The organism is Methanobrevibacter sp. 87.7 (assembly GCF_002208625.1).
Taxonomy (GTDB): Archaea; Methanobacteriota; Methanobacteria; order Methanobacteriales; family Methanobacteriaceae; genus Methanarmilla.
On sequence record NZ_MRCT01000130.1, the window covers coordinates 1 to 5,291 of the forward strand.

1 protein-coding gene is annotated in these 5,291 nt (G+C 22.3%); it reads left to right on the forward strand.

Annotated elements, in window-relative coordinates:
* The first annotated feature begins 413 nt into the window (after positions 1–413).
* Complete coding sequence (locus BGI41_RS06480) at positions 414–4,913, forward strand: DUF11 domain-containing protein (RefSeq protein WP_088539665.1); 4,500 nt, start codon at positions 414–416, stop codon at positions 4,911–4,913.
* Positions 4,914–5,291 lie beyond the last annotated feature (378 nt).

The following is a 5,291-nucleotide window of genomic DNA, read 5'->3' on the forward strand; positions in this document are numbered from 1 at the left end:
ATATTAGTTATATATATTCATATTTTTTATTTATTTTTTATATATTATTCATTTTTTGTCTTAATTTTTAATTATTTTTTAATAAAATATTAATTTATAAACTAACTGTTTATTTTTCTTTATTGGGTAATCTATTTGGTAATTTTATCTTTTATTTAATTCAATTAGTTATATATTTTTTTTAACTTTAACTAGTTAATTTTATAATTGTTTTTTTAATTTACTTTCATAATATTGCTTTAATTTAGCAATTTTTCAAAAAAGTTTTTATATGATAAAAACAAAAAATTTTATTTAATGATTTTAATAAAGTTTAATATTTTTTCATAATTATTTTTTAGATAATAAGTAAAAGATATTTTTTTATTAATTTCAGAATAAGATTTTATACAAATTATTTAGGGGGATTTTTTTTGAAACTTAATAAATATATAGTTTCAGTATTATTTGTTTTAATTATATTATGTTCTATTAGTTCTATTTTCGCATCTGATGTTTCTATTAATGAAACTTCTAGTGTTGGTGATTCTAATATGAACATTTCAGAATCTTTTAATAATGATACAAGTATTATTAATAATAATGATGTTGTTATAGATAGTAATAATACTCATTTGAGTAACAATCATAATAATATTCTTAGAAATAGTAATGAGACATTATTAAATAGTGATGATAAAACAATATATATTAGTCCAGATGGTACTGGAACTGGTTCTAATGAAAATGATCCTTCTAATTGGACACAAGCATATCAGAGCATTCAAAATAATAACATTAATAATGTTATATTTTTAGATGGTGATTATACTGATATACAGAATATTGGATTTACTGGTAATTATAATATTACTTTTAAAGCTTTAAATTCTGGAAAAGCAACAATTAATTTAAATAATAATGCTTTTTTAAAGGTTTATAATTATAATAATAATGGAAATTATCTTAATATAGTTGGATTAAACTTAATTAATGGTAATTCTTATGATTATAGTCATCAAGGTATTATTAATTATTATAATGGTTTATTAAAACTTGTTAATTGTACTTTCATTAATGATATTTCTTCAATTAGAGGAATTGTCTGTACTGATAAAGTTAATATCATTGTAGATAATTGTATCTTTAAAGATATATCTAGTAAATATGGAATTTTTAGTTTAAATGAAGGTAATATTTCAGTATCTAACAGTTCATTTAATAATATTACTACTGATAATAGTGGTGGAATAATTTCTTGTAATAGAGAAATTAATCTTGTTAACTCTAAGTTTGTAGATATTTCCGTTAAAGGTAATGGTGCTGTTATTTATGATGCTTGGGGTACTAATGATATTTTCATCAATAATAGTTATTTTAAAAATATTAACAGTACTTCTGAAGGTGGTGTAGTATATGCTACTAATGGAATTACTAATGTATTAAATAGTAATTTTACTGATATTCATTCAGATAAGAATGGTGGAGTAATTTTTGATAGTTTTAAAGATGTAACTATGATAAATTGTAATTTTACTAATACTTCATCTGATAATAGCGGTGGAATAATTTGGACTCAAAATGGATTAGTTTCATTTATTAATTCAACAAGTTCTAATTCTAGTGCTAAATTAAATGGTGGAGTTATATATGCACAGAATAATATTAAAATAGATAACAGTAATTTTATTAATTCAACTGCATCTTCTGGTGGAGTTATATATGGTCAAAATAACATTATTATAAATGATAGTAATTTCATTAATAATAAAGCTATTGGTAGTTCTGGTGGGGCAATTTATGCTTATAACAGGGATTTAAATATTACTAATACTAACTTTATTAATTCTTCATCTAATGGTGATGGTGCTGCTATTTATACTCAAAATGGTGAAATTAATGTATTAAATGGTAGTTTTATTAATTCTTCATCTAATGGTGATGGTGCTGCTATTTATACTACTAATCGTAATGTTAATGTTGTAAATAGTAGTTTTAAAGATAATCTTGCAAAAGGTAATGGTGGAGCAATCCATAGTCAGCAAGGTAAAATTTATATTAATAATAGTAGTTTTAATAATACTAATGCAACTGGTAATGGTGGTGTTGCTTACACTGAAAATGGACATATTGTTCTTATAGATAGTAATTTTACCAATTCTAAATCTAATAAAAAAGGAGGAGTTGCTTATACTCATAATGCTCCTATATACATAAATGGTTCTAATATTATTAATTCTTCTGCACTTGAAGAAGGTGGAGTTGTTTATACTATTAATAATGAGGTTAATTTTACAAATACTCATGTAATTAATTCCTCTTCTAATAAATCTGGTGGAATAATTTGGACTCAACAAGGTAATGTTAATGTAATTAACTCAACAGTTTTAAATTCCTCTGCACTTGTAGATGGAGGAGCTATATACACTCGTTATCGTAATGTAAATGTTACTAATAGTGTTTTTAATAATATAAGTGCAAACCAATATGGTGGAGTAATTTATAGTGAAAGTGGTTCTGTTTATTCTAATAACGGAAGCTTTATTAATAGTAATTCAAGTATTGGAGGAGCTATTAATTCATTAACTAGTGAAATTTATAACAGTTTATTTGTTAATAATTCTGCTAATTATGGTGGGGCTGTATATAATAATGGATCTTATTCAATAATTGAAAATAGTAGTTTTATAAATAATACTGCAAAAATTATTGGTGGAGCAGTGGATTTATCTAATCCTAATAGTAAATTAAATGTAAATAATTCTAATTTTACAGCTAATGAAGCTATTAATGGTGCAGGTATATATTCATTTAATACTTTTATTTATAATAGTAATTTCACTGATAATTTAGGATTTGATGGTGCTGTTATTGATAGTAATAAATTAACTCTTAATAATTCTTTATTTGATAATAACACTGCTAAAACATTAGGTATTATTTATACTGTTGATGGTATAGTTACTGATAATACTTTTGGAGATAATCAAGCTATTGATAATGTTATTGTTTATGCATTAAATACATTAACTGAAAATAATAACAAAATTGATATTTCATCAATTCTTAAAGATAATTCAGTTAAAACCTGGTGGTTAAATTCAGACCAATATGGTTTAGTTAATTTAAATGTTAATGGCTATTATGGTTTATTTACACAAAAAACATTACCTACTACAAATTATGATGTTTATGTTGTAGATCATGTTAAGTTAATACGTAACCAATATACAGGTGAATATGTAGGAGATTATCTTAAACTTTTAATAATAAAGTATGCAACTAGAAATGATAATACTTTCAATTTAAGTGAAGCAGTTTATGAATTTACTGATGGTGACTTTAGAAATAGTGAAAATTTAATTGTTAAAGATATACTTAATTCATATGATGGAAATCCAATACCTGATAAAGAAGTTGTTTTTGATTTAGGTAACGGTTCTAGTGTATTTATTAACTTTTATAGTGCAGGTAATGCAGATTATCAAAATTTAATTGTATTTAATTATACTATTAAATCAAACACTTATAATTTCACTATAAATAAAACATCTATTAATAAAACTGTATTAATTGGAAATGAAGCTCAATTTAATGTAACTATTATAAATACAGGTAACACTCCTTTAAATAAGTTTAATGTAACTGAAGATAATCCTAATGGTTTAAAATTTATTAAAACTATTGGAGCAGAAAATTGGACTTTAGTAAATGATTCTGGTAAACTTACATGGATCTATAATAATGTAATAAATCCTGGTGAGAAAATCAATTTCATTATTGTATTTAATACTACTGAACTTGGAAATAATACAAATATAATTATAGCAGGTAATGATCTTGCTGGTAATAAAACTGCAAATGATACTGTATTAGTTCAAAAAGCAGCAATAGATGTTACTAAGTCTGTTGTTGATCCTGTTGTGGTTAATGGTAGTGTTGTGTTGTTTAATGTTTCTGTTGTTAATTGTGGTGATGTTTCTTTAGGTAATGTTACTGTTGTTGAAGATGTGCCTTCTGGTTTAATTTTCAATAATTTTAATAATGATTTATGGTCTAGTGTTGATAATAAGACTTTTGTTTATACTGGTGTTTTAAATCCAGGTGATTCAACTAATTTAATTTTATCATTTAATACAACAGTTAATGGAACTTTCATGAATACTGTCTTTGTTAAATCTAATTTAACTAATAATGTTAATAGTTCTGTTAATTTCACTGTTAAAAATGTTAATATTACTGCTAATGAAACTTGTCTTAAACCTATTGTTTTTGTAGGTAATAAAACAATATTTAATGTTAATATAACTAACAATGGCCAAGTAGATCTTCATAATATTGTAGTTATTGGTGAAGATGATAATGCATTAATATATGATAGTTTTGATGGAACAGATTGGACATATTCTAAAGTTAATGGTAAAAATGTATGGACTTATCATAATACATTAATACCTGGTGAATCAGTTAACTTTAATATTACTTATACTTGTTCTAAAGTAGGTAATTTCTCTAATCCATTAATCGTTTTATCAGATGAAACAGCTGATTTATTAATTAATGCTAGTGTAGAAGTTAAAAACTTAACAATAAATAATAATACAAATATTACTAATAATACAAATATTACCAATAATACTGGTAATAACACTAATGCTACAAATAACACAGGTAATAATACTAATCCTACAAATAGTACTGATAATAATACTAAGCCTATTAATAATAATACAAGTAATAATACTACTAATAATAGGAATATAATAAATAATAACTCTATTTATAAAATGGATAATAATTTAGTTGTTAATAATAGTAATAATTCCGTTCTAAACACAAGTTCAATGGAAAAAACAGGTATTCCTATTATATTACTTATAATTATTATTGTAGTGATTATTTGTGTCCTTTTAGTTGTAAGGAGAAAAAATTAAATTTTAAATTTTAAAGGTTTTTTTTAACCTTTTTTCTTTTTTTTTTTTTAAAAACCTATTTTTTAGTCTTTTATTGAATTTTTAGAATTAGTTTTTTTTTATCGTATTTTTTTATTTTTGCTTATTAAATTTTTAGAATTCTTTTTTTTTAATAATATTTTTTATAAAATTAAAATAATATTCAAAATAGAGTTATATCAAGTAGGTTATAATTATAAGAATTATAGTTAAAATCAGATAAATTAAAATAATGAGTATTATAATTAAAGTAATTTCAGTTTTATTAATTTAAAAGACAAGTAAAATTAATTATTTATTTTAATTTTTTTAGTAATAATTTAATTTATTGAAAATTTAGTATAATTTTTATGAATTTTA